Source organism: Caloramator mitchellensis (assembly GCF_001440545.1).
In the GTDB taxonomy this organism is placed as follows: domain Bacteria; phylum Bacillota; class Clostridia; order Clostridiales; family Caloramatoraceae; genus Caloramator; species Caloramator mitchellensis.
The window spans coordinates 64,187-90,774 of sequence record NZ_LKHP01000003.1 but is presented as its reverse complement, the minus strand read 5'-3'; the positions used below and the strand labels follow the sequence as shown (position 1 = coordinate 90,774).

Annotated in this window: 20 protein-coding genes; 6 read left to right on the top strand and 14 right to left on the bottom strand. The window is 34.2% G+C overall.

The window, feature by feature from the left end:
* Nucleotides 1-8 precede the first annotated feature (8 nt).
* From ABG79_RS03535 to ABG79_RS03485, 11 genes are all read right to left on the bottom strand, one after another.
* On the bottom strand, nucleotides 9-1,139 hold the full coding sequence (locus ABG79_RS03535) for a THUMP domain-containing class I SAM-dependent RNA methyltransferase (protein ID WP_057977199.1): 1,131 nt from the start codon (nucleotides 1,137-1,139) through the stop codon (nucleotides 9-11).
* A gap of 202 nt (nucleotides 1,140-1,341) precedes the next feature.
* Entirely contained in the window at nucleotides 1,342-3,141 is a 1,800-nt protein-coding gene (locus ABG79_RS03530; protein ID WP_057977196.1) for an LTA synthase family protein, read from the bottom strand.
* 5 nt (nucleotides 3,142-3,146) lie between these two features.
* Nucleotides 3,147-4,397 carry a glycosyltransferase family 2 protein gene (locus ABG79_RS03525; protein WP_057977194.1) on the bottom strand — a complete coding sequence of 417 codons (1,251 nt, stop codon included), beginning with the start codon at nucleotides 4,395-4,397 and terminating at the stop codon, nucleotides 3,147-3,149.
* A gap of 12 nt (nucleotides 4,398-4,409) precedes the next feature.
* The gene (locus ABG79_RS03520; RefSeq protein ID WP_057977192.1) at nucleotides 4,410-5,102 is read right to left on the bottom strand and encodes a WecB/TagA/CpsF family glycosyltransferase; all 693 of its coding nucleotides are present in this window, start codon (nucleotides 5,100-5,102) and stop codon (nucleotides 4,410-4,412) included.
* A 153-nt stretch (nucleotides 5,103-5,255) separates the two neighbouring features.
* Nucleotides 5,256-7,673, bottom strand: a complete 2,418-nt coding sequence (locus ABG79_RS03515) for a glycogen/starch/alpha-glucan phosphorylase (RefSeq protein ID WP_057977190.1) — start codon at nucleotides 7,671-7,673, stop codon at nucleotides 5,256-5,258.
* On the bottom strand, nucleotides 7,673-9,112 hold the full coding sequence (gene glgA, locus ABG79_RS03510; protein ID WP_057977188.1) for a glycogen synthase GlgA: 1,440 nt from the start codon (nucleotides 9,110-9,112) through the stop codon (nucleotides 7,673-7,675). Before glgA ends, ABG79_RS03515 begins: the two co-directional genes overlap by 1 nt.
* Nucleotides 9,113-9,125: 13 nt before the next feature.
* Nucleotides 9,126-10,238: a glucose-1-phosphate adenylyltransferase subunit GlgD gene (gene glgD, locus ABG79_RS03505; protein ID WP_057977186.1), complete on the bottom strand. Its 1,113-nt coding sequence runs from the start codon at nucleotides 10,236-10,238 to the stop codon at nucleotides 9,126-9,128.
* Between the two features lie 12 nt (nucleotides 10,239-10,250).
* Nucleotides 10,251-11,396, bottom strand: coding sequence for a glucose-1-phosphate adenylyltransferase (locus tag ABG79_RS03500; RefSeq protein ID WP_057977184.1), 1,146 nt, complete (start codon nucleotides 11,394-11,396; stop codon nucleotides 10,251-10,253).
* A gap of 4 nt (nucleotides 11,397-11,400) precedes the next feature.
* Nucleotides 11,401-13,293, bottom strand: coding sequence for a 1,4-alpha-glucan branching protein GlgB (gene glgB, locus ABG79_RS03495; protein ID WP_057977183.1), 1,893 nt, complete (start codon nucleotides 13,291-13,293; stop codon nucleotides 11,401-11,403).
* Between the two features lie 67 nt (nucleotides 13,294-13,360).
* Nucleotides 13,361-14,428 carry a GNAT family N-acetyltransferase gene (locus ABG79_RS12225; RefSeq protein ID WP_160318214.1) on the bottom strand — a complete coding sequence of 356 codons (1,068 nt, stop codon included), beginning with the start codon at nucleotides 14,426-14,428 and terminating at the stop codon, nucleotides 13,361-13,363.
* 409 nt (nucleotides 14,429-14,837) lie between these two features.
* Nucleotides 14,838-15,842: an aldo/keto reductase gene (locus tag ABG79_RS03485; protein WP_057977181.1), complete on the bottom strand. Its 1,005-nt coding sequence runs from the start codon at nucleotides 15,840-15,842 to the stop codon at nucleotides 14,838-14,840.
* Nucleotides 15,843-15,949: 107 nt separating this feature from the next.
* On the opposite strand from ABG79_RS03485, the gene mltG reads away from it, so the two are divergent.
* On the top strand, nucleotides 15,950-16,951 hold the full coding sequence (gene mltG, locus ABG79_RS03480) for an endolytic transglycosylase MltG (protein ID WP_160318213.1): 1,002 nt from the start codon (nucleotides 15,950-15,952) through the stop codon (nucleotides 16,949-16,951).
* A gap of 91 nt (nucleotides 16,952-17,042) precedes the next feature.
* Here mltG and ABG79_RS03475 read toward each other — a convergent pair whose 3' ends face one another.
* Nucleotides 17,043-18,611 carry a sensor histidine kinase gene (locus ABG79_RS03475; RefSeq protein ID WP_152978199.1) on the bottom strand — a complete coding sequence of 523 codons (1,569 nt, stop codon included), beginning with the start codon at nucleotides 18,609-18,611 and terminating at the stop codon, nucleotides 17,043-17,045.
* Between the two features lie 336 nt (nucleotides 18,612-18,947).
* Between ABG79_RS03475 and ABG79_RS03470 the strand changes: the two genes are divergently transcribed.
* Nucleotides 18,948-19,595 carry a deoxynucleoside kinase gene (locus tag ABG79_RS03470; protein ID WP_057977175.1) on the top strand — a complete coding sequence of 216 codons (648 nt, stop codon included), beginning with the start codon at nucleotides 18,948-18,950 and terminating at the stop codon, nucleotides 19,593-19,595.
* A gap of 126 nt (nucleotides 19,596-19,721) precedes the next feature.
* Here the strand turns inward: ABG79_RS03470 and pdxT are convergent, their stop codons facing one another.
* Together pdxT and pdxS are read right to left on the bottom strand one after the other, a co-directional pair.
* The gene (pdxT, locus tag ABG79_RS03465; RefSeq protein WP_057977173.1) at nucleotides 19,722-20,297 is read right to left on the bottom strand and encodes a pyridoxal 5'-phosphate synthase glutaminase subunit PdxT; all 576 of its coding nucleotides are present in this window, start codon (nucleotides 20,295-20,297) and stop codon (nucleotides 19,722-19,724) included.
* A 1-nt stretch (nucleotide 20,298) separates the two neighbouring features.
* On the bottom strand, nucleotides 20,299-21,168 hold the full coding sequence (gene pdxS / locus ABG79_RS03460; RefSeq protein WP_057977171.1) for a pyridoxal 5'-phosphate synthase lyase subunit PdxS: 870 nt from the start codon (nucleotides 21,166-21,168) through the stop codon (nucleotides 20,299-20,301).
* Nucleotides 21,169-21,349: 181 nt separating this feature from the next.
* Here pdxS and ABG79_RS03455 point away from each other — a divergent pair, with 181 nt between their 5' ends.
* The 4 genes from ABG79_RS03455 (at nucleotide 21,350) to ABG79_RS03435 (ending at nucleotide 26,575) form a co-directional block, all read left to right on the top strand.
* Nucleotides 21,350-22,876, top strand: coding sequence for a spore germination protein (locus ABG79_RS03455; RefSeq protein ID WP_057977169.1), 1,527 nt, complete (start codon nucleotides 21,350-21,352; stop codon nucleotides 22,874-22,876).
* Entirely contained in the window at nucleotides 22,863-24,008 is a 1,146-nt protein-coding gene (locus ABG79_RS03450) for a Ger(x)C family spore germination protein (protein ID WP_057977167.1), read from the top strand. Before ABG79_RS03455 ends, ABG79_RS03450 begins: the two co-directional genes overlap by 14 nt.
* 215 nt (nucleotides 24,009-24,223) lie before the next feature.
* Nucleotides 24,224-25,300, top strand: coding sequence for a GerAB/ArcD/ProY family transporter (locus tag ABG79_RS03440; protein ID WP_057977163.1), 1,077 nt, complete (start codon nucleotides 24,224-24,226; stop codon nucleotides 25,298-25,300).
* Nucleotides 25,301-25,381: 81 nt separating this feature from the next.
* Nucleotides 25,382-26,575, top strand: coding sequence for an aspartate kinase (locus ABG79_RS03435; RefSeq protein WP_057977161.1), 1,194 nt, complete (start codon nucleotides 25,382-25,384; stop codon nucleotides 26,573-26,575).
* Nucleotides 26,576-26,588: the final 13 nt, after the last annotated feature.

Here is a 26,588-nt window from a genome sequence, read left to right as displayed (position 1 = left end):
CCACTCCTTTATCTTTTTGGAGGTAGCGGCCCAAAATATTGATAATAATAGCAAAGAAGTTTGCCATTATATAATTTTCTATTCCTATCAGCCCTTTTGCCAAAATGCCTTTGAAATTCCGGGTGAGCAGTTAATATGAAAAAAGACCAAGTCTCAAGTTCTGAAAAAACTTCACCCATTTTTTTGTAAAGCTTTTCAACTTCTCTCTTTTCCATCAATCTTTCCCCATAGGGCGGATTTGTAATAATTACACCATATTTCTTTTTGGACCTGAATTCGTCCATAGAAAGTTTTTGAAAGGCTACTAAATTTTCCACTCCAGCCTTTTTAGCGTTTTCCCTTGCTACCTTTAAAACCTTACCATCGATGTCAGAACCCAATAACAAAAACTCCTTATCGTTTATGCTCTCCTTTGCAATCTCTCTCTCCCGCCTCCACAAATCAGCATTTGAACCAGACCACTTTTCTGCAGCAAACTCTCGGTTTAATCCAGGTGCAATGTTTTTCCCCATAAGCGCTGCTTCAATTATTATTGTTCCACTTCCACAAAACGGGTCTGCAAGTATTCTATCAGGAGTCCATCGGCTAATGTATATAAGGGCTGATGCCAAAGTCTCCTTTAAAGGTGCCTCCCCAGCAAGCTCCCTGTAACCCCTTTTGTGAAGCCCTAACCCCGAAGTATCCAGCGTCAATGTAGCTATATCCTTCAATAGCGATATTTCAATTTTATATGTAGGCCCATTTTCCTCAAACCACTCTATTTTATATTTATTCTTCATAGACTCTATAATTGCCTTCTTTACAATAGCCTGGCAGTCTGAAACGCTAAAAAGCTGAGACTTAACAGATTTTCCGACAACATGAATGAAAGCATCCTTTGGAAGAATGTCTCCCCATCTTATAGATTTAGTCCCCTGAAACAAATCTTCAAAGGTCAGCGCTTCAAATTCCTTTATCTTGATAAGCACCCTATCGGCACACCTTAGCCACAGGTTGCACCTTACTACCGCCCTTTCATCGCCCTCAAACTCAACTTTGCCGTTTTCAACCCTCAAATCCTCGTATCCTAATTTTCTAATTTCATCCGCAAGTATTCCTTCTATTCCAAATGCACATGTAACTATAATGTTGTATTTCATACAATCGCTCCTCTTGTAGTATTGAAAATATTAAAACATATAATAACATAATTTTCTATTTTAATAAAGCATAATATTAATATAATAGCTATCTGTTAACTTTTAAAAGCCCCATGAGTGATTTCACAGGCTTTTGATAAATACCGTTTTGAAATCATATCATGGGGCTACATTAAATTTACAGAATCAATACTTTGTAATATTACAAATTGTTCCTGATAATCATAGCCGAATAATCATACAGCTTTTTAATATAATTGATTATATCATAATCGTTTGACTCAGACTTAGTATTCATATCGAACATCTTGTTCTGGGATTGAAGATAAATTTTATCCCTATAGATAAAACTTCCATCAGGGAAGATTACATATTCCTTGGATTTGTTGAATATATCCTCTCCAACATATTTACTAAGTGAGAATCCAAACAAATCAGCTACGGTTGGTGCAATATCTGCCTGCCCTGATACAGTGCTTACTTCACCCTTTACTTCAAAATCAGGGATGTGCATTATAGACACCACCCTCTGATTGTTTGTCCAGTCTATATCGTCGTTTATTTTCTCGCCTATAGCCTTTTCAAGTTGTTCCTTATTACCATAAGGGATAGCATAGTGGTCTCCATAAAAAATCACAACAGAATTATCCCAAAGTCCAGTTCTCTTTAATTCATCAACAAACTCACCTATGGCCTTGTCTGTATAGTGGGCGCTCTGAAGATAATTTCCAAGAAGTGTCCCATCTAAATTGCCAACATCAAAATCTTTAAACTTTTTATCGTTGAAGGGGTAGTGGCTGGAAATAGATATTAAAAAGCTATAAAATGGTTTCTCGTAGTTTTTCATCTTTTCTACAGCCTGTCTGAAAAAACTTTGGTCAGAAAGCCCTATTCCAACCATTTCATCGGCATTGAATTTATCTATACTTTCAAATTTATCAAATCCAAGAGTCTTATACACAGTTGCTCTATTCCAAAAGCCTGCATCATTTCCATGCATAGCTGAAGTTAGATATCCCTTTTCCTTTAACTTGTTTGCAATAGACTCATATTTATTAAATGGGTATAAATAATATACAGCACCGCTTGGAAGTGGCAATAGCCCCGTATTTGCAGCAAATTCTGCGTCGCTTGTTCCACCATTAGATATCTCGTGATAAAAATTTGAAAGATATATCTCTTCATTCTTTAATCTGTTTATATTAGGAGTTACCTCGATACCATTTATCTTTTTGTCTATCAGAAAGTGTTGAAATGCTTCAATTTGGACTATTATCAAATTTTTGCCCTCATACTTTCCATAAAAAGCCGGCTTGTTATTATTTTTTTCCTGAAGCAAATTATTCAGTTCCTTTGCCTGAGCAACATTTAAGGTCTTCATAAAATTGTTCTCATTCGAAAACTTCCTAAAATCAAAATAATGATATCCAAGTATTCCGGTATTTTGCACGATAAACTTCTTATCATACATTGCAGTTAAAACCCACTTGTCCTTCTTCCTTGCAAGATAAAATGTAGAATTAAGCATAAATATTCCACAAAGCAGAAGGGCAAATATTCTAACTGCTTTATCCGAGAAATTCTCCTCTTTAAATTCAATCTTTGAAATTAGAATTATAATAATAATATTCAATATTACTTCTAATGCTAAAACAAAATATATGGGCTTAAAAAGGTATGCAAGCGAATCTGCTACTTCCCCTAACTGCCCAGCGTGTCTTAGTGAAAAGAAGGAAAAGAAATTTTTGTAATAATCAAAGTAGAAAAGGTCAACCGCCAATATGAAGTCTAAAACTATATTAATCAATGCTAATATTCTGATTTGATTTTTCTTTTCAAAAAACATAGGAAATCCAATCAGTATCATTATAAATCCTGCATTTGCCAAAATCGTTCTGAAGTTAGTTCCCATGTCGGTTATTACGTTAAATCCAATCATTTTTGAAGCAAACAATGCTGCAAATAGAACATAATAAAAATATATATTTTTAAATAACTTCAACCTCTTCACCCCTTGTCTAATTGTTCAACAAGCTGTTTAAACTCATCATTATTTACCGTTCTGCCGTGTATTGTATGCGTCCAATTTTTTTGATTTCTTCTTATCAATCCTAAAAGGCTTATTGGTATCCAAGAAAGACCAAATAATGGATATACTAAAAGTCCAAGTATCCTTTTGAATGGTATTTTTTCTATTAAAAGAATTATAATTGGCAGTCCATATCCAAAGAATAAGCTGAAATACCAGTATTGCGCTGGCAAAATAATCTTTGAAAAATAAAGTCCAGGGAAAAATATCTTTAAAACAGCAGCCATAAGCACAAATCCGTATACCAGAATTCTGGCTGGCTGAATTAAATATATGAATGCATCAAACGCTGCAAAGCTTCTATCCTTTAAGCTTTTTTTGATTAAAGGATAGGAATATCTAAAGGCACAGTCCCAGTGCCCCTGAAGCCATCTAACCCTTTGCCTGAAGGATGCCTTAAATGTTAAAGGTTTTTCATCATATACCCTTGCGTTGTGCTCCCAAACAGGCTTTATTCCTCTTAAAATACACTTCATGGTAAACTCCAAATCTTCGGTTAAGCTCATGGCGTCCCATCCGATTTCCTTTAAAACATCGGTGGATACCACAAAGCCTGTCCCACCTAGCGCAGCGTAAAGATTAAGTTTCTTTCTTGCAAGCTGGAACATACGATTCATAGTCCAATATGCAAGTGCGTAAGATATTGTAATCCATGTATCATCTGGATTCTTGCTGTCAAGGTATGCCTGAATTACCTTGTGCCCTTTTATTAGATTATTGTTCATCTTCTTTAAAAAGTTTACCGAAACAAGATTGTCGGCATCAAATATTGCTACTGCATCGTATTCTTTATCCATTGAAAACAGCTTTTCCAAAAACCACTTTATCGCATAACCTTTGCCTTTTTCCTTATCGTTAAATCTTTCAAAAACAATGGCTCCCATTTCCTTTGCTATATTCGCTGTGTTATCGCTGCTATTGTCGCTTATGACAAAAATATCATAAAGCTCCCTTGGATAGTCCAATAAATTCAAATTGTCTATAATCTGCCCTATTACCTTTTCTTCGTTGTGAGCAGCTATTGCAAGTGCAAATCTTTTTTGAGGCCTTTTATCCTTTCTACTTTTTTCAGGAAAAAGACCAAAAATCGATATTATATTGTAGTAATATGTCAGCAAAATTATATAAATCTGAAATAAATAAAAAGCCCAAATAAAAAACTTTTCCATCATTATCCCCCTTTAAAGATTCAAAATTGTTCTTATAAGAAAAGTGGCTATTCTTCTTAGCCTAAATATTCTAACAGGTTGTCTAAAAGTTCTATACAGCCACTCTAATCCAAGGTCAATCATCCATTTAGGCGCCCTTTTAGCGCTGCCTGACAATACATCAAAACTTCCTCCAACTGTAACCAAGTATTTTGCCTTTATCCTATCTTTGTTTTGAAGTATAAACTTTTCCTGCTTTGGACATCCAAGCCCAACAAACAAAAAGTCTGCACCGCTGTTATTGATATCAGCTATAATTTTATCCAGCTCATCATCATTAAAATATCCATGGTGAAAACCCGTTATTTTAGCTCCAAACTCTTCAACCGCCCTTTTAGCAGCCCTTTCTACTACGTAGGGTCTGGCCCCTAAAAAGTATATTTTGTAATCCCTATCCTTAGAAATATTTAATATCTCATATAAAAAATCAATTCCAGCTATCTTTTTAATGCTTATCCCTTTAACAAGTCTTACCGCGTAAACAGTTCCAATTCCATCAGGAATAAACATAACATCGTCATCAAACTTAATTTTATTTTTGTTAATGCACTGGACTATTTCAGGATTTGCTGACAATATCACCCTATAATTTAAAACATCCAATTCATTGATAAGGTCATGCAATGAATTCGCATATATATTCATACCAAACATTTCCACAAGCATACTATCCCCACCTTACCAATTAGTTTGTAATTAATTTTACTTTCTATTTCGACAAATTTCAACAAGAAATATATAGAAAAACACCCCAAGACTTGAGTTTAGTAAATCAAACCCAAATCTCAGGGTGTCTTTGTATTGTTAAAAAGCTAATAATTATACATCAATTCCCCATATATCCTCAGCGTATCTTTTAATCGTGTTATCGCTCGAGAATATCCCTGATGATGCGACATTTATAATCGCCATCTCGTTCCATTTGCTCTTATCCCTGAATAGATTATCAATCTTCATCTGGGCATCGGCATAGGCGTAAAAGTCCTTAAGCACAAAAAACTCATCGTTGTTGGTTATAAGATGGTTGTAAATATTCATAAACTCACTGCCTGGGACATCCAAATATCCGTTCATCAGCTGGTCGATAACTCTTTTTATTCTTTCATCTGAGTAATAAAGCTCCAATGATTTGTAAGAGCCATTCTTATAGAGCTCAATGACTTCATCTGCCGTCATTCCAAAAATAACTATATTTTCATCTCCAACAGCTTCTTTTATCTCAACATTTGCACCATCAAGCGTTCCGATGGTTATAGCACCGTTCATCATAAACTTCATATTTCCTGTCCCCGATGCTTCCTTTGAAGCTGTTGAAATCTGCTCGCTGACATTTGCGCAGGGTATTATCTTTTCCGCTAAAGATACGCCATAATTTTCTAGAAAAACAACCTTTATTTTATCATCAATATCCTCATCATTGTTAATCTTGTTTGCAAGAGTATTTATAAACTTTATTATTTCCTTTGCCAGGACATACCCCGGGAATGCCTTTGCGCTGAATATAAATGTCCTTGGATAAATATCCAAATTCCTATTCTCCTTCAGCCTGTTGTAAAGGTCTAAAATATGAAGAGCGTTTAAAAGCTGCCTCTTATATCCGTGCAGTCTTTTAGCTTGAATATCAAAAATAGAATCGGGGTCAACGTTTATTCCATATCTGTTTTTAATAAACCTTGAAAGTTCAATTTTATTTGATTGTTTTACTGCTTCAAACTTTTGTTGAATAGATTTATCCTTTGCAAACTTCTTAAACTCAATCAATTGATTTGGATTTTTAATCCATCCATCCCCAATTGTCTCGTTTAATAACCTTGCTAATTTTGGATTGGAATCTAATAGCCACCTTCTATGGGTAATTCCATTTGTCTTGTTGTTAAACTTTCCTGTATAATACTCATTAAAAAGCTTTAATTCCTGTTCCTTTAATATTTTAGTATGCAGTTTTGCAACACCGTTTACAGAATGGCTTCCTACAATAGCCAGATTAGCCATTTTGACAAATCCATCCTTAATAATCAGCATCTCATCTATTCTTTTCCAATCATCCTTATATTTTTCAACAAGCTCCTGGCAAAATCTTCTGTTTATTTCCTCAACTATAGTCCAAATCCTTGGAAGAAGGGATTTAAACATATCGACTGACCACTTTTCAAGGGCTTCTGCCATAATAGTATGATTTGTATATGCCATGGTATTAACGGTTATATCCCATGCCTCTTCCCATGTCAAATTTTCCTCATCTATTAATATCCTCATAAGCTCAGGAATAGCAAGCGCAGGATGTGTGTCGTTAATATGAATAGCACAATATTTTGCAAAATGTTTAATTGGCTTTCCCTTTTTCTTATAGGTTCTGACTATACTTTGAACACCAGCGCTTACAAAGAAATATTCCTGCTTAAGTCTTAGCATCCTTCCCTTTTCTGTCCTGTCGTCTGGGTATAGAACGCTTGTAATCGATTCAACAGAATATTTATACTCCATTGCCCTTGCATAATCTCCCATTGAAAAACTTGAAAAATCAAACTCGCTTCCAACGGGCTCAGCGCTCCAGAGCCTTAAGGTATTAACTACATTGTTGCCATACCCAACAACGGGAACATCATATGGAACGGCAAGGACAGATTCGTAATTTTCATGGATTGCCTTCAGCCTTCCATCAACAATATCAAACCTTACGTTTCCTCCAAAATTAACTATTACCGCCCTGTCTGCTCTTCTAACTTCCCACACATATCCATCCTTCAACCAGTTGTCGGGCACCTCTACCTGATATCCATTAACAATCTTTTGTTCAAACAAACCGTATTTGTATCTGATACCATTTCCGTGCCCCGATATGCCAAGGCTGGCCATGGAATCTAAAAAGCAGGCTGCAAGCCTTCCAAGTCCTCCGTTTCCAAGCCCTGCATCCCTCTCCTCCATTTCGAGTTCTTCGAGGGACAATCCTAAATCATCTAAAGCTTCCGCAACCAAATCTCTAATTCCAAGATTTATCAAATTATTTTCAAGAAGCCTTCCAATTAAAAACTCCATTGAAAAGTAATAAATTTGTTTTACATCGCCTTTTATATACTTTTTATTTGATTTTAGCCAGTTTTCAAATGTATATTCCTTAATTATTTCACCAAGGGCAACATATTTATGCAGCCTTGAGGCATCCTTTATATCCTCAGCAAAAAGAGATATTAATTTCCTTTCAAAATCGGACTTTATCCTTTCCTTATCCAATTGCATTAAACTGTTCCCCCAATACTGTTGTATAGTTCTATATATAATTTAGCCGATTCATCCCAGCTGTTGTCTGATTTCATTGCGTTTACTACTAAATTGTCAAATGCGTCCTTTTGATTGTAATAAACAGTGACTGCATATCTTATTATATTCAGCATTTCATATGCATTGTAATTTGCAAATGAAAAGCCGTTGCCCTCGCCTGTGTATTCATTATATGGCTTTACCGTATCCTTAAGACCACCAGTCTCACGAACGATTGGAAGGCTTCCATATCTTAATGCAAGAAGCTGCCCGATTCCGCAAGGTTCAAAAAGCGATGGCATTAAAAACAGGTCGGAAGATGCATATATCCTTCGGGATAGTTCTTCGCTGAATCTAATATTTGATGAAATCTTAGACGGGAATACCCTTGAAAAATACTTAAATGCTTCTTCGTAAATATAATCTCCTGTCCCAAGCAATACAAACTGCACATCCATCTCCAGTATTTCCTGCATTACCTGTGCGATTAAATCAAGCCCCTTTTGCTTTGTTAGCCTTGTAACCATTCCAATCATCGGGATATCAGGATTAACAGGAAGGTTTAGCTCCCTTTGAAGCGCCATCTTGTTTTCCTTCTTGGCTTCTATATTGTTTGCATCATAATTCCTGTATATATACTTATCGGTCAATGGGTTATAAACTTCATAGTCAATTCCATTTACTATACCTAATAATTTATATGAATGAGCACTCAAAAGCCCCTGAAGTCCTTCTCCGTAAAAAGGCGTTTTAATCTCTTCTGCATAGGTATTGCTGACCGTTGTCACCTTATCAGAATAAATTATACCTGCCTTCATCAGTGAAACTCCATCATAATATTTGAGCCTGTCATCAGTGTAATAATAATCATCAAGACCTAAAAGGTCCCAAAGTATTTTTTTATCAAATACTCCCTGATACCTTAAATTATGAATTGTAAATATCGATTTTATATCTTTATGGTTAGGACTGTTGCTATAGGTTGATTTCAATAAAAGAGGAACGGCTCCAGTGTGCCAATCGTTGCAGTGGATTACGTCAGGAATAAAATCGATATAATTTATCGCTTCCACTACAGCGCGGCTAAAAAATACAAATCTTTCATCATCATCAGAATATCCGTATGCCCCACCACGTTTAAAATAATATTCGTTGTCGATAAAGTAAAAAGGAATACCATCGTATTCTAAATATTCAACACCACAGTATTGATTTCTCCAACCAAGTTGAACATTAAAATGGCCGATGTGCTTCATCATGAGCGAGTATTCGTATTTTATATCCCCATACTTAGGCATAATAACCCTTGCATCAATTCCAAGGCGTCTTAAGGCCCTTGGCAGCGCATATGCAACATCAGCAAGTCCGCCTGTTTTAAGGAATGGATAGGATTCAGATGTAGCAAACAGAATATTCATTAGCAATCCTCCCTCACAGTTCAATTCTACTTCCCTTTTCAATTACGATTGGGTATTTATTGTCACCAATCAGCACCTTGTCATCCTCTATTATTACATTCTTATCCAGGATAACATTCTTTAGTTTTACGTTCTTGCCTATCGTGCATCTTGAAAAAATAATTGAATCGATTATTTCTGCCCCTTCTTCAATTATTACTCTTCTTGAAACTATACTATTTGTTACCATTCCCTTTACAATGCTTCCACTTGCCATTATCGAATTGGAGACGTTAGCTCCATTTAAATATTTTGTTGGAGGTGAATCATAGGATTTAGTATAAATGTTTCCGTTTCTTCCGCACAGTTCTCTCATTATTTCATAATTTAAAAAGTCCATCGATACTTTATAATATGATGAAACGGAATTTATGCAGCCTAAATATCCTTCAAACTCATATGCCCTTATATCATGTTTTTGAACATTTTTATATACATATTCCATAACACTTGAGCATGTTCCTTCCTGCATGCAGCTGTAAACTGCCTGGATGAAAAATTCCTTGCTCATTATAAAAACCTCTGCCGAAACATTCATTTCGTTGTCAAGCCCAATATTTCTTCCAACGCTTAATACTTTTCCATTTTCATCAAGGTTAAGTATATCGCAATTTGTATACATGTCGCTATTCTTTACCCTTTTTGAAACAATTGTAACATCAGCTCCGCTTTCTTCGTGGAACTGTGCAACCTTTTCAAGATTTATATTCATAATCATCCTTGAACGAGCAAGAATTACCTTTTCTTTTCTGCTTCTATAAAAATATTCCATGTTATTCTTAAAGACCTTTATATCATCGTGAATCATACCCCTTAGAGTGTGGTTGAATATATAAAGACCATCTATTTTTCTATTAAGGTCCCATGGTTTCCCTGTTCCTATATGGTCAACAAGAGAGCGCGAATTCGTCTCAACAAAAATGCCTACGTTGGTTAAACCGGCATTAACCATGTTTGATAGAACAAAGTCTATAACCCTATACCTGCCAAATATAGGGATAGAAGCAAGCGGCCTGTTTAATGTAAGGCTTCTAATATTGCTTTCATCCTCGTTTAAAACTATTACACCCATATAATCTCTTAGCATAAAATCACCCCATCATTCCTTTAGCATGTTTTCTTTTACATCTTTTTTCTCTGGGACAAGTATTATATTTTCCCCATCTCCAACAACTACTTTTTCCCTTATCCTTGCACCATTTCCAATAACGCATTTATTTATAACTGCGCCGTCTTCAATCCTTGCGTCCTGTAAAACCACTGAATCCTTCACAACTGCATCTTTGCCTATATAAACTCCCCTCGAGATAATGGAATTTTCCACCTCTCCATAAATTGTGCATCCGTCGACAATCATAGAATTTTTAATAGAAGCCTCAGGACCTACATATTGAGGCGGAAGTGAATAATCGACAGCGTAAATCTTGTTTATGCTTTCATATAAATCAAGTGTTGGGTCTTCCTTTAAAAGGTCCATATTAGCCTCCCAATAGCTCTCAATAGTTCCAACATCCTTCCAATAACCTTCAAACCTGTATGCGTAAAGCTTTAACCTTGCATCAAGCATTTTAGGAATAATATTCTTCCCAAAATCATTTGACGATGTTGGGTCCTTTTGGTCTTCCCTTAAAAACTGTTTTAATCTGTTCCAGTTAAATATATAAATACCCATAGAAGCCAATGTGCTTTTTGGCTTTTTAGGTTTTTCTTCAAACTCGTATATCCTTCCATCCTCATGTGCGTTCATAATTCCAAAGCGGCTTGCTTCGTTTAATGGAACATCGATTACCGCAATCGTTGCGTCTGCATTTTTCTCCCTATGATAGTCAAGCATTTCGTTGTAATCCATCTTGTAAATGTGGTCGCCAGATAGCACCAAAAGATATTCAGGGTTATAATAATCTATATATGTCATGTTTTGATAAATGGCATCAGCAGTTCCCTTATACCAATTTCCACCCGCCTCGTGCTGATATGGAGGAAGTATTCTTACTCCTCCAAACTTCCTGTCAAGGTCCCATGTCATTCCAATTCCAATATGTGCATTTAGTATAAGAGGCTGATATTGCGTCAAAACTCCAACAGTATCTATCGATGAATTTGCACAGTTGCTTAATACAAAATCTATTATTCTGTATTTTCCTCCAAATGGAACTGCAGGCTTTGCATTGTTTTTAGTAAGTGCCTTTAGCCTTGTTCCCTGCCCTCCAGCAAGGACCATCGCTATAATCTCTTTTTTTGCCATGATATCACTCCTTCTCCGGTTTTAAAAGTATAATTGAATATGGCGCAAGTTTAATGCTTATACTAAAGTCTTTTCCGTGCCATGAATCATCTACTGATTTTATGCTGCTTGAGTTAATAAAATTACTTCCACCATAAATATCCTTATCACTGTTTAATATTTCCCTATATTTTGTCTCAAAGGGAACGCCTATTTTATATTGTTCATAATTTCCGTCTGAAAAATTAATAACAACTACAATATGGTCCTTTTTGTCCTTTGCATACCTGATATACGAAATTACGCTCTGATGGTTGTTATCGGCATCTATCCATTCAAAGCCCTCCATTTTGTGGTCGAGCTCCCATAGGGATTTGTTTTCTAAATAAATATGGTTGAGTTCCTTTACGAATCTAAATAGAGCGTCGTGAATTGGATATTTTAAAAGGAACCATTCTATTTGTGAATAAAATCTCCATTCGATAAATTGTGCAATTTCGCCTCCCATAAACAAAAGCTTCTTTCCTGGGTGTGTCATCATATAGCCGTATAAAAGCCTAAGGTTTTTAAATTTTTCCTCGTAATCACCCGACATTTTGTCAATCAATGATTTTTTCCCGTGGACTACTTCATCGTGGGATAAAGGAAGTATAAAGTTTTCCGAATAAGCATACATCATCGAAAAAGTCAAAAGATTGTGATTATTTTTTCTACTGAATTTATCATAATTCATATATTTTAAAGTGTCGTTCATCCATCCCATATTCCACTTAAAGCTGAATCCCAGCCCTCCTTCATAGGTTGGATATGTAACCAGAGGCCAGGTAGTTGACTCTTCAGCTATCATAATGGGGTTGTCTATGTTTTCATATATTGTCTTGTTTAATTTTTTCAAGAAATCTACAGCATCAATATTTTCATATCCGCCGAATCTGTTTTTAATATCAAGATTAGGTTTTCCAAAGTTTAGATAAAGCATGCTTGCAACCGCATCAACTCTTAATCCGTCTATATGAAATTCTTCAAACCAGAACATAGCGTTTGAAATAAGAAAGCTTTGAACATGCTTTTTACCATAATCGAAATTTGCAGTTCCCCAGTCGTAGTTGTCCCCAAGCCTTGGGTCGTCGTGCTCATAAAGATGACTTCCATCGAAGGCGTATAGTCCATGCTCGTCCCTGCAAAAATGCCCTGGAACCCAGTCGAGTATTACTCCTATACCGTTTTGGTGCATTCTATCAACAAAATATTTAAAATCCTGTGGCTTTCCATATCTACTAGTTGCAGCATAGTATCCTGTTATTTGATATCCCCATGAGGCATCTAACGGATGTTCCATTATAGGAAGCAGTTCTATATGGGTATATCCCATTTCCTTAAGATATGGAATCAATTCATCTGCACATTCTTTGTAATTTAAAGGTTCACCGTCTCTCATTTTCCATGAACCAAGATGAACTTCGTAAATATTCATTGGCGATTCAAAATAGTTGATACTCTTTCTATTTAACATCCATTCATTATCATTCCAGTTGTAGTCTATATCGCATACTATGGAAGCTGTATTAGGTCTTAATTCTGAATAAAAGGCATAAGGATCTGCCTTTAAAACTTTATTCCCGTCAGACTTAATTATTTCATATTTATACATTTCTCCTTCATGTAGTCCTTCGATTAATAGCCACCAAAAGCCTGTATCTAAAACTTTAAGCATCTTATGTTCTTTTCCGTCCCAGCCATTGAAGTTTCCAACAACCCTGACTTCCTTAGCATAAGGTGCATAAAGGCAAAATGCTACTCCCCTTTTACCGTTATGCTCTATTAGTCTGCTTCCTAAAAACTCATATGCACTATAGTGCTCACCATTTATATATCTTTTTATATCAGATAAATATATTGAATGTTTTCTCCTTTGCATCCTTTAACCCCCAATCCCAAGTATATTTTTATAACTTTATCATAAATTTTTATAATTTTCCATATTTCTAACTAAAAATTAACTCAAATTCTATCTCGTCTTCTATTGGAATATCATAATTACCTAAAAGAGGTATTTGAGGTTTTATCTTTCTAGCCTCATTTACAGCCCCTTTATATACTGAACTCAATTTAAATCCATTTTTTTGATAGAATTTGATTGCTTCTATGTTATCGTTCGTAGTTATAAGGAACAGTCTTCTGCAGTTATTTTCCTTTGAAATCTGAATTATTTTTTCTATCAGCATCCCTCCTATTCCTTTGCTTTGTTCCACGCTCTCTAGTAAAACAAGTTCGCATTCTTTATTTTCTATTGAATAGGCAGCAAAGCCCTGTATCTTTTCGCCCACTTTGGCAATAATTACAGGAAGATTTAGCACATTGTATGCTTTACCTTTTGAAACTATAATCTCTGAACCCCAATTATCTTTTATTATTTCTTTAAGGAAATTTTTATCTTCTTCTGAAGCTTCTTTTATCTGAACTATTTTATTTCTGTCTTCAAATATATTCTCAACAAGTGTTTTTAGTTCTTTGTACATATTTTTATCTTCAAGATCATTTAAAACTTTTACTAGATTTTCATAATACCACTTCTGTTCATCATATCCTGCATTAAATTTTTTCCACACCCTATCTCCTATTCGTTTGTAATCCTTAAAGGTACTTCTTATATTGCTCAATTTATCTGCACAAATTAGCATCTTGACATCTAAATTTGCATTTTTTATAAAGTCTATTGTATGCTTTTTTCTTTCCATCCAGGTATTTATCTCTTCTTCTTTGGATAAAACTTTTTTCGATTGAACTTTGTATGGTTCTGATGCTGCAAGTATGAGATCAACTACCCTTGAATTGAAGTTTTGCTTAAGATATGATAACAGAATCTCTCTGTCTCCCTTTGTATCTTCTATAGTATCATGCAGAAGAGCTGCATTTAGAATATCATCGTCTGCCCCATTTTCATATAAAATAATTGCCACTTCAATAGGATGAACAATATAGGGAATATCTGAACCCTTTCTTATTTGTTTCTTATGAACGTCCCATGCAATTTTAAGTGCTTTAAAATCCATAAAAACACCCCGCTGCATTGCCAATTTTTGTTTATTATATTAATTTTATAGCCAAATTACAACCCCTGCAATAAATTTTTTAAAAAATTTCTTTCCCCTAGGCTGTATCAAAATATTCCTAAATGCTGTGGTTAGTTTCTGTTGAAAAGCCCCATGATATGATTTCCAAAAGGCGCCTCTCATGAACCTTAGTAACTCTTGCTTTTCGACTTTTCAAAAGTCCGTAATTCTGCTCAGGACGAGCAGAGCCGCGTGGCCTACAGGACGTAGGCTCACGCGGGTAGGACTTTTGAAAACAAAGAAAAGCTTAGAGTTACTTAGGTTTTTTGAGCGAAGCCTGGGAAATCATTCATGGGGCTAAACTATAACTTTCAGAAAATTTTTTAAATATTTTGATACAGCCATATTATTAGTAACCGAAGGTGGTTTTAACTTCCTTGAGCATTTTTCTGATGGGAAGGTTGTATGGGCATTTGGATTCACAAAGCCCGCATTCTCTGCAGTCGGAGGCATGTCCATTTAAAGCTGCATATCTTTCCTTTGCCCATCCCTTTAGGTCATAGTTTTGGTGGTAGGACCTTAAAATGAAACTGAATGGTATATCTATATTTTGAGGGCAGGGCGCACAGTAGCCGCACCTTCTACAGAAATTATTGTCCATTTCATTAGCTATTTTATCGCAAAGTTCCAGTTCAGATTGTTTCAGCGCTGCACCACTTGCCCTTGCATTTTCAACAACCTCTTCTATGCTTGCCATTCCTGGAATAACCGTCGATATAAAATCATCCTTCAATATAAATTTAACTGCAAGCTCACCGTCTGAAAGAGCCCCTCCAGCCATCGGCTTCATTGCAATAACTCCTATATCTTTTTCTTTGGCACGTTTAAAAACATCAGTTGCCTGCCTTTCAATTATATTATATGGATACATTATTGTTTCAAAATAATGGCTCTCAACAGCAACCTTTAACACATCAAGGCTGTGTGCTGTTATACCAATATGTCCAATCTTTCCTTGCTTTTTAGCTTCAACTAAAGCTCTATACGCTCCGTCTTCAGCTAAAACCTGTTCGTATATGCTCATTTCTTTTATATTGTGCAGTTGGTAAATATCAATATAATCAGTTCTAAAATTTTTTAAGCTAGTTTCAATATCCCTTTTCATATCGTCGTAGCTTCTTGCCATAGATTTTGTTGCAATTATCCATTTTTGTCTTCTTCCCTTTAGTGCATTTCCTATATATTCTTCGCTGCAAGTATATCCTCTGGCTGAGTCCACAAAGTTTATCCCATACTCCTCTGCTTTAATTAAAACTTTTGCTGCTTCATCCTGAGTTAGTTTTTGTATCGGAATTCCTCCAAACCCAACTTCCGATACCATTAAGTTAGTCCTTCCAAGCAATCTATATAACATATTACCCCACCTTTAAATAGATTTGTGGCTTTATTTAATTATATATTTTATTTATTTGACTGTCTATTCGAGTAATGTATAATATAACTAGGATTGGAGTTGATGTTATGAAAAAAATTGTTTTAATTGCGATTGCGGTTGCTTTGTTATTGTCGTCCTTTTATTTTTATAACCAATACAAAGAAAATATGAAAACATACCATAAATCCGATGTTTATTTTACAATAAAATCAGGAGATACATTGTCAAAAATAACTGATGAATTATTTAACAAAAAAATAATTAAATCTAAAACATTCTTCAAATTATATACAAGATATAAAGGTCTTGATACTAAGCTAAAGAGCGGCAGCTATTTGATTAAAGCTGGAATTGATATCGATGAACTTCTTAAAAAATTATCATCAGGAAAATCGGATTATAAAATAATAACAATTCCGGAAGGATTTAATCTTCATCAGATTGCACAGAGGCTCGAAAACAATGGATTTATTAAAAAAGATGAGCTTTTAAACGCCAAAATTTCTGATTATGATAAGGCTAATTTATTTGATAATGATAAAAAAGTATTTTATGAACTTGAGGGGTATTTATTTCCCGACACATATTATATCCCCTATACAGCCCAAAGCACAGAGGTTATAAGCATTTTATTTAACCAATTTGCCAAAAACTACAGTCAGGAATTTAGGAACCGTGCAAAGGAGCTTGGACTTAAAAACAGCCAGATTATAACCATAGCTTCTTTAATAGAAAAGGAAGCTGCAAACGACGATGAAAGAAAAAGAATAGCTGGGGTTATTTACAATAGATTAAGGCTTAATATGCCTCTTCAAATAGATGCTACAGTCATTTACGGAATAACCAAGGGAGAAAAAAATATCCCAAGATTGTATAACAAAGATTATCAATACGAATCGGTATACAACACATATAAATTTACCGGGCTTCCACCCGGCCCAATCGCAAGCCCAGGCATTAAATCAATTGAGGCAGCACTATACCCTGAAGAGCACGATTATCTGTATTATGTTTATACCGGTGAGGGCCATGTATTCAGCAAAACTTATCAGGAACATCTAAAAAACGTTAACAAATATATTAAATAAACTGCAAATAACAAAAGCCCCTAAAAGGACTAACTCGGCATCTATCTTTAATCTTAATGCCGAGTTTATTAATACTTTGTGGGCTTTTAATTTACTTAGACAAATCTGAAAATTCTACGTGCACCTGCTCGAGGTAGTTTTTCTCCGAGTATGATGCTGCACTTTCATCTTCTAATGTTATGTCAGGCAGGGTAATAATAAATTTTGTTCCCAAGCCAACTGTGCTTTCAACTTCTATTGTCCCGGCGTGCAAATCTATAAATTCCTTTACAAGAGAAAGTCCAATACCGCTTCCTTCGTTCTCGCGTGTTAGCGTTGTGTCAACCAGCTTAAATCTATCAAAAACTTCATTAAGCATTTCTTTAGGAATCCCAATACCATTGTCGCTGATTGTCAACTGAACTTTTCCTGGTATTTCCCTTATGTCTACTTCTATCCTTCCATTATTGTTTGAAAATTTAACTGCGTTAGACAATAAATTAAGAATAACTCTTTCTATTTTGTTTGTATCACAGGCTATTACCTTTTCTTCTACTTCGGTGTTAAATATCAATTCTATATTTTTGCTGCTTAAATAATTTCTTGTTGAATTGCATATTTCCTCAACAAGATAAACAATGTCTACATTTTCAGCATTGAGCGTTAAAAAGCCAGCATCTGCCTTTGTTAAATCAACAATATTGTTGGTTAACCTCAAGAGCCTATATGTGTTTTGTTTCAAAATAGGGAAAAATTTATCAAAGTTGTTGACAAATTCAGTCGTTTCATTCTTGTTTTTAAACATCTCCATTAGCTGAACTATTCCGTAAATGACGTTTAGAGGTGTCTTTAACTCGTGTGAAACATTTGCCAAAAATTCGCTTTTCAATCTCTCGTATTCAAGTTCCTGGGCTATTTTTTTGTTTTCATGTTCCATTCTTATCTTTTCGGTAATTTCCCTACAAATAAGTATAGTTCCAACTTTCACATTATTTTCTTCTATTAAAGAGCTGTGTATAAATTCAAACCATATGTATTCTCCATTTGAATTTAGCAGTCTAAATTTTCTCTTATCAATCACACCTTTGCCATCCAGTAGATTTTGAAACTCTTTTTTTGCTTCCTCCAACTCATCCTGGTGAAAATATTCACTAAGTTTTTTGCCTATCATTTCTTCTTTCTTAAATCCAAGTATTCTCTCTGCTGAAGAATTTAGATATGTAATCGTTCCCCCTAAATCCGTCATGCATATAAAATCCTCGACCCCGTTTAAAATGTTTGAAAGCATCATCTCATCATCGTCAATTCTTCTTGTCATTTCAACTATGTCTGTAATGTCGTTTAAAATAGCTGTTAAGAATCTTCTCTCTTTATGTTTTACAAGGTAAAAGTGAATTTTGAGCCATAACTCTTTTCCATATTTATTATAAATAAATTTCTCGATGAAAAGTTCCTCATTCTTTTTTAAATGAGTTGTAATTTCATCCTTGTTGAAGTTGAAAATATCAAAAATATTTTTATCAACTATTTCATCTTTAACTATCCTGTAAAACATTCTGTTAGCAAGAATTAATTTACCGTCTTCATCCGCAAGCAGCACAATATTTGGGCTGTTTACGAACATCTTATAGAATACATTTCCGTATCCTAAAATGGAGACTTCTGATTCATTAATATTCACAAAACCACCTTCATTCAACAACAATCATTACCACCTATATTTATTCAACAAAATTTACGTTTTTCCTGCAATTAAAAAATCGCAAATTTCAACAAATTTTTTCCCTAAATAGTGAATATTTTCAAAATTTTCTAAACTGTCCTTCGCTATTTTGAATGATGGAAGGATAAATTTACCTTTAATTATTAATCATTAGAATTTTAAACATATTCGTTTTTTCGACGTAATAGTAAAATATTTTTCTTCATCGCTAATGGTTATATATGGCAAAAACTATTGTAATAATGGTCTAAATTTTATATACTTAATAGGACTAAAAATTCGAGGGGAGATAATATGTTTTACTTTGATGCTCTCAGCAAGATAAATAAAGGAGGATTTTGGGACATGCTTGTTATCGATGGTGTTGTTGGTGTAGGAAAAACCACCCTAATGAAAATTTTGAAGGAACAGGGTTATATTCCTTTTGAAGAACCTGTTTTTGACAATCCAATTCTTGAGAAATTCTACTATGACAGACATAGATATAGCTTTCCGCTGCAGATATTTTTCTTAAACAAGAGGTTTAAGCATATCAAGGAAGCTTCAATGGTAGATAATGCTGTTATGGATAGAAGTATTTATGGAGATGTCATTTTTGCAAAGATGTTAAAGGACAGCGGAGAAATGAGCCAGGAAGAGTTCGACCTTTACATAGAGCTTTTTGAAAATATGATTGAACACTGCCATCCTCCAAAGCTTATGATTTATCTTGAAATATCAGTTGATGAAGCAATAAGAAGAATTAATCTTCGCGGCCGTGATTATGAAAAGATAGTTGAAAGGGAATATTGGGAAAAATTGAACAAAAACTATAGAGAATATTTTGAGCAATATTCAATTTCGCCTATTCTTAAAATTAATGTAGACAACCTTGATTTTGAAAACATCCCTGAGCACCGCCAATTTGTCCTTGACAAAATAAGTGAAGCTTTAGGAAAATAAACCAATATCAAGTCTAATTATAAATCCCATGAATTATTTTTAAGACTTAACTCATTCGAAGTCCTCAAAAAACAATTCATGGGATTTTTATTCAAAATTTTAGACGGATATTTCTATTAAATTTATTTATTGTTTGCACATTCTTTCTATAAAGTATTTATGAAACTCCAAACTATCGCTAAGCTCTGGATGAAATGCTGTTGCGAGCATATTCTTTTGTCTTGCTGCAACAATCTTTCCATCTATCTTGTGAATTATTTCAACATTACCCGATAATAATGTGCTAATATATGGAGCCCTTATAAAAATTAGCGGAATAGACTCGTTTGAAATATTCTCAAGTTTGCTGTTTACAATAAAACTGTTTATCTGACTACCAAATGCATTTCTTTCAACTTCAATATCCATAACACACAAATGTCTTCTTCTGTCATTCTTAATTTCCTTTGCAAGAAGAATCATCCCTGCACAGGTTCCCCAGACGGGAAGTCCATTTTTTATCAATTCTACAAGCTTATCTTTTATTCCATTTTCAGAAATTATTTTACCTATTGTAGTGCTCTCTCCTCCTGGTAGAATAATCCCATCAATTTCATCTAATTCTTCCTTCTTTTTTATTTCAATCGCCTCAACATCCAGTGCTTTAAGATGGTTTATGTGTTCAATCACTCCACCTTGAACAGACAAAACTCCTATATTCATTTTACCAGCCTCTTTCAGCAAGATTGTTTTTAAGCTCATTTATCTCAATTCCAAACATAGGCTCTCCTAAATCCTCTGAGATTTCTGCCAGAACATTTGCATCTTTATAATATGTTGTAGCTAAAACAATAGCCTTTGCTCTTTTTTCTGGATTGGATGATTTGAATATACCTGAACCAACAAATATTCCTTCTGCTCCAAGCTGCATCATTAGGGCAGCATCCGCTGGCGTTGCAATTCCCCCAGCCGCAAAATTCACAACCGGAAGCTTTCCTTCCCTCCAAACATATTCTACAAGATGATATGGGGCTTCCAACTCTTTAGCTATTGTCATAAGCTCTTCAATTGGAGCATTCTTTACCTTTCTTATGTCATCCATTATCTGCCTAATATGCCTTACAGCCTCAACAACATTTCCTGTTCCGGCTTCGCCCTTTGTTCTAATCATAGCAGCCCCTTCTCCTATTCTTCTTAGGGCCTCTCCTAAATTTCTTGCGCCACACACAAAAGGAACTTTAAAATCCCATTTGTTGATGTGATACTTATCATCTGCTGGAGTTAAAACTTCGCTTTCATCGATATAGTCTATTTCTAAAGCTTCAAGTATTTGTGCCTCTACTATATGTCCTATTCTCACCTTTGCCATTACAGGAATTGAAACTGCTCTCTTTATTTCCTTGATAAGTTTAGGGTCAGACATTCTTGCAACCCCACCCTGTTTTCTAATATCGGCTGGAACTCTCTCTAGTGCCATAACAGCGCATGCACCTGCCCTTTCAGCAATTTCAGCCTCCTTAGCATTTGTTACATCCATAATCACCCCGCCCTTTAACATCTTAGCAAGGTCTGCGTTTAATTTGTATCTTTCCATATTGCCCCTCCTTATTGTATCGATACATTATGTATCTTCTAAATTCAAAATTATTCTAACATTAAATTTTATTATGTCAATATTGTTGCGTTACAATTTAATTGTAATTTTTTTTGAACATTTTGAATAAAATGTATTTTTTTAGTAAAAATAATATTAAAAATGTTGAGGGAGTTTAAATATGCTGTGGAATAAGTTTAATAGTAATAAGAACAATAAATCAAGAATTTCTAATTCATTAAACGAAAATATAGATAAAATAAGAGAAATATTTAAAGAAGATAAAACATTAGTTTGCAGGTTTTTACAGAAGAATAATACTAAGTTTTGTATAGTTTATATAAATGGATTGGTTAAGGAAGACTCTATAACAAGCGATGTAATCAGCAAAATATTGTATAGCGATTTTATAACAAATGATAACGATTTAGCTGAGCAATTAACCAAAACTATTCTATCATCTTTATCAATAGAATTAAGCTCAGATTTTGAATATGTAATAAACTCCATCCTTAATGGCAAATCTTCTCTTTTTATTGATGGTGAAGGAAAATCAATTTTAATCGATGCCAGGGGATTTTCAACGCGTTCAATAGATGAACCTGCATCTGAAACTATAGTAAGGGGTCCAAGAGAGGGTTTTAATGAATCTATTATTACCAATCTTTCGTTGATAAGAAGGAGAATTCCACACCCTGACTTAAAATTCATATTTAAAGAAGTGGGTAAATACACCAAAACAAACATATGTATTGCTTATATTTCCAGCATTTCTTCTGAAGGTATTCTGCAAGAAGTTTTAAAAAGACTTGATGCTATCGAAATAGACTCTATTTTGGATTCAGGATATATCTCAGAGCTTATATGTGACCATCCATTCAGCACATTTCAAACTATAGGCTATACTGAAAGACCGGATGTTGTCTGCAGCAAAATATTAGAAGGCCGTATTGCAATAATTGTAGACGGCTCTCCCTTTGCTTTAACTTTACCATACCTATTAATTGAAGCATTCCAATCAAATGAAGATTATTATTCAAGCTGGTTATTTGCTTCATTTAACAGGCTTATACGAATATTAGGTTTTTTTCTTTCCACCACCATACCTTCTTTATTTATTGCTCTTTCTAATTATCACCAGGAATTGCTCCCAACACCCTTGCTTCTTAGCATTGCTGCTGCAAGAGAAGGGGTTCCATTTCCAACTGTTATAGAAGCATTTGGCATGATATTTGTTTTCGAAATATTAAGAGAAGCTGGAACTAGGCTCCCAAAACCAGTGGGTCAGGCTGTCAGCATAGTTGGAGTTCTTGTTATTGGTGAGGCTGCTGTAAGTGCAAGATTTATTAGCGCTCCAATGGTTATTATAACTGCTTTAACAGGAATAACTGAATTTTTAATACCTCAATTAACAACTTCTATAATAGCATATAGATTTATAATACTTTTTTTTACAGCATTTTTAGGTTTTTACGGAACAATGTTTGGTTTGTTTACTATGTTTATTCAATTATTTTCAATGAAAAGTTTTGGGGTTCCCTACACACTACATGCTGTTTCAATAGATTTTCAGAATATTAAAGATACTGCCATAAGAGTTCCATGGTGGGCAATGAAGTTGAGGCCAATTTTAATAGGTGCTAAAAATAAAGTTAGAAATACTTCTATAAATCCTATGAAGGGAAAGGATAACGGTGAAGTTAGTTAAAATTATTATTTTGACATTAATTGTGTTATTATATTCCTCTTGCTGGAACTACAGAGAAATAGATAAGATTGCGCCTGCCGCCGGAATATCATTTGATTATGATGAAGATAAAAATGTTTATTCTTTGACAGTTGAAATTGTTACATTAAAAACTGCTGAAAATGGAATCCAGCAAATGCCTGAATATTTTACTTCTGAAGGTGAAACAATATTTGATGCAGTAAGAAACATAATTGCAAAATCAGGAAAAAAAATTTACTGGGCACACTCAAAAACTGTTTACATAAGTGAAAAGATTGCAAAAAGAGGTATTATAGATGTTTTAGATTTCATTGAAAGGGACGCTGAAGTTCGCTCAGATATGAAGATAGTCCTTGTTAAGGGTAAAAAAGCAGGCGATATATTTAAAGCAAAAACAGAATCAGAAAAGATAGTTTCATTTCATATTGATGAAATTCTTGAAAACTCAAGAAGTGTTTCTAAATATCCTAATATAGAACTATGGGATTTGATAAATCAAATACAGTCAGATGCATCTGCTGCGATTTTGCCCGTCGCTTACATCGTAGAGGATTTTGGAAAAGAAGTTGTAAAATTATCTGGATGTGCTCTTTTAAAAAAAGCAAAGCTTATTGGTTTCCTTGATGAAAGAGATACTAAAAATTTACTTTTTTTAAACAATAAATTATATGGTGGAATAATCCCAATAAGGAATGTTTTAGGAACAAACAGCAACGTTTCATTTGAAATATATAATTCCAAAACAAAAGTTAATCCAAAAATCAATGATGGTAAAATAACCTTTTACGTTGTTGTTTCAATAGATGTTTCTCTTGCTGAAATTTCAGGTGAAATTAATTTTATAGAAGAGAAAAATCTTGAAAAATTAAAGGAATTTGCAGAAGAATATATAGAAAAAGATATCCAGGCAACTTTTTATAAAATAAGGGATATATATGCACTGGATGTATTTGGCTTTAGCAAAAATACTAAAATTAAATATCCAAAATTTTGGAAGGAAAGTAAAAACGAATGGGTAGATATTTTTATGAGTTCTAGTATAGATGTATCCGTTAATCTTAATATATTTGGCAGTGCAACAACCAATGATATAATTAAGGTGGGAAAATAAAATGGCCAAGGTTTTAGCCACAATAATAGCTTACATTTCTTTTTTTCTATTTGATTTCTTTGTTTTATTCCATAAAAAGGATATTAAAAAATTTTTTGTTTATTCGACATTGTTTTTGACAGCATTTGTTCTCAGCATTTTGATATCCCTTGGTATTAGAATTATTAGCCTAGATTTATTTATAAAGAAATTATTTTTTGATTGAGGATGGTTTTATGAATAAAGAAACAATATCAATAAGGCAAGCAATAAATATTATGTCTATGTTCATAATAGGAAGCTCTGTAATAGTTGGTGTAGGTGGAGAGGCAAAAAACGATATTTGGCTGGCTCTTTTAATAGCAATATTTTTGTCCTTAGTATTAACATATTTTTACTCTCAAATACTCATGCTATTCCCAGGAATTGATTTTGTCAACATTCTAAAACAGATATTCGGAAAGTTTTTTGGAAATTTTATATCTGTTTTATTTGTTTGGTTTTCATTTCACTTAGGTTCACTGGTTTTAAGAGATTTTGGAGAATTTGTTAAGACAGTCGGTCTTCCAGAAACTCCAAACTCAATAGTTATTACATTTGCAGCAGTTTTAGCAATCTTCTCCGTAAAGAAAGGAATTGAAACAATAGGTAGAGCCTGCGAATTTTTATTTGTTTTTCTTATATCCGTCTTATTTATTACCGTTCCTTTTTTAATTCCTAAAATGGATACTAGTAACCTTCGCCCTTTTCTGTATAATGGCATAGGTCCTGTTTTAAAGGGTTCTTTTAGTTTGCTCTCCTTTCCTTTTGCTGAAACAGTAGTTTTCATTTTTCTTTTGCCTTACACTAACGAAAAAAAATATTACAAAGTCTTCTCCTATTCTATAATTATCACTGGATTAATATTACTAATAACATCATTAAGAAATATAATGGTTGTGGGAGCTGATTCTCTATCTCGAAGTTATTTTGCATCCTACAGTGTAGTCAGCAGAATAAAAGTTGGTGAATTTTTCCAGAGAATAGAGAGCTTTGTTGCAATTGCTTTTTCATTCTATGCTTTTGCTAAGATAAATGTTTGCTTGTATGCTACGTCTATTGGACTTTCTAAGATACTGGGTTTTGATGATTATAGATTTTTAGTAACCCCCTTAGGTATATTAATGATAAATTATTCAATCATTTCATACAATAATATAATGCAGCTTTTTGATTGGGCAGGTAATATATGGCCTTATTATGCATTTCCTTTTCAGGTTGTTTTTCCTTTATTTATTTTTTTCTATGCTAAATTATACAAAAAATATAGATAAAACAATGCATAATAATCTATTGCAATGTATAATTATTTATGATAAAATTCCTCTTAATATACTGCTTCTGGGGGTGAAGTAATGTCAATCGTTGTTCAAAAATATGGTGGAAGCTCTGTTGCTACTCCTGAAAGGATAAAAAAAGTTGCACAAAGCGTTATAGATAAGAAGAAACAAGGTAATGACGTCGTCGTAGTAATTTCAGCTATGGGCGATACTACTGATGAACTTATTGACCTTGCAAAGAAGATAACTGACCATCCCGATAAAAGGGAACTTGACGCTCTTTTGGCAACGGGAGAAATGGTTTCAAGCTCTCTGCTTGCCATGGCAATAAAATCAGAGGGATATGATGCAATTTCCATGAATGCGTTTCAAATAGAATTGTTAACCGATGGAACTCATGGTAAATCACTAATTGAAGATATTAATGAAGAAGCCATTTTATCGAGATTAAGCGAAGGCAAAATTGTTGTGGTAGCTGGATTTCAGGGAATTTCGATGGAGGGTGATATCACAACACTTGGAAGAGGTGGTTCAGACACCTCCGCAGTAGCTATCGCTGTTAAGTTAAATGGAATATGTGAAATTTATACAGATGTTGATGGGATATACAGCGTGGACCCAAGGCTTTATAAGGAAGCTAAAAAGATTGATGAGATTAGTTATGAAGAAATGCTTGAACTTTCAAGCCTTGGTGCACAGGTAATGCATTCAAGGTCGGTTGAACTTGCACAAAAATATGGAATTCCAATTTATGTTGGACTTAGCTGCAGCGATATTAAAGGAACATATATTAAGGGGGTTGAAGAAGTGGAAAACAAGCCAATTACAGGTATTGCAGTATCTGACAGCGATGTTGCGATAACTTTAAGAAATATAGAATTTGATACAAACCTTTTATCAGACATATTTGAGGCGGTTGCCAGCAAAAAAATAAACGTAGATATGATTAGCCAAACTGCCCCAATCAATGATTTAGTTAACATATCGTTTACCATACCAAAGGATGATTTAAGAGAATGTTTGAGCGTTATAAAGCCCTTTTATACAAAGGAAGATATAATAATCGATGAAGACATCACTAAATTTTCTGTTGTAGGGATTGGAATGAAAACCACTTCAGGAGTTGCCTCAAAGATTTTTAAGATTTTCAAGCAAAACGACATTGAGGTTAAGATGATTACAACTTCTGAGATAAGAATAACATGTGCAATTAAACAGGAAGATAAATTAAAAGCTGTCAATTTGGTTGCAAGGGAGTTTGGACTATAGTCCAAACTCCCTT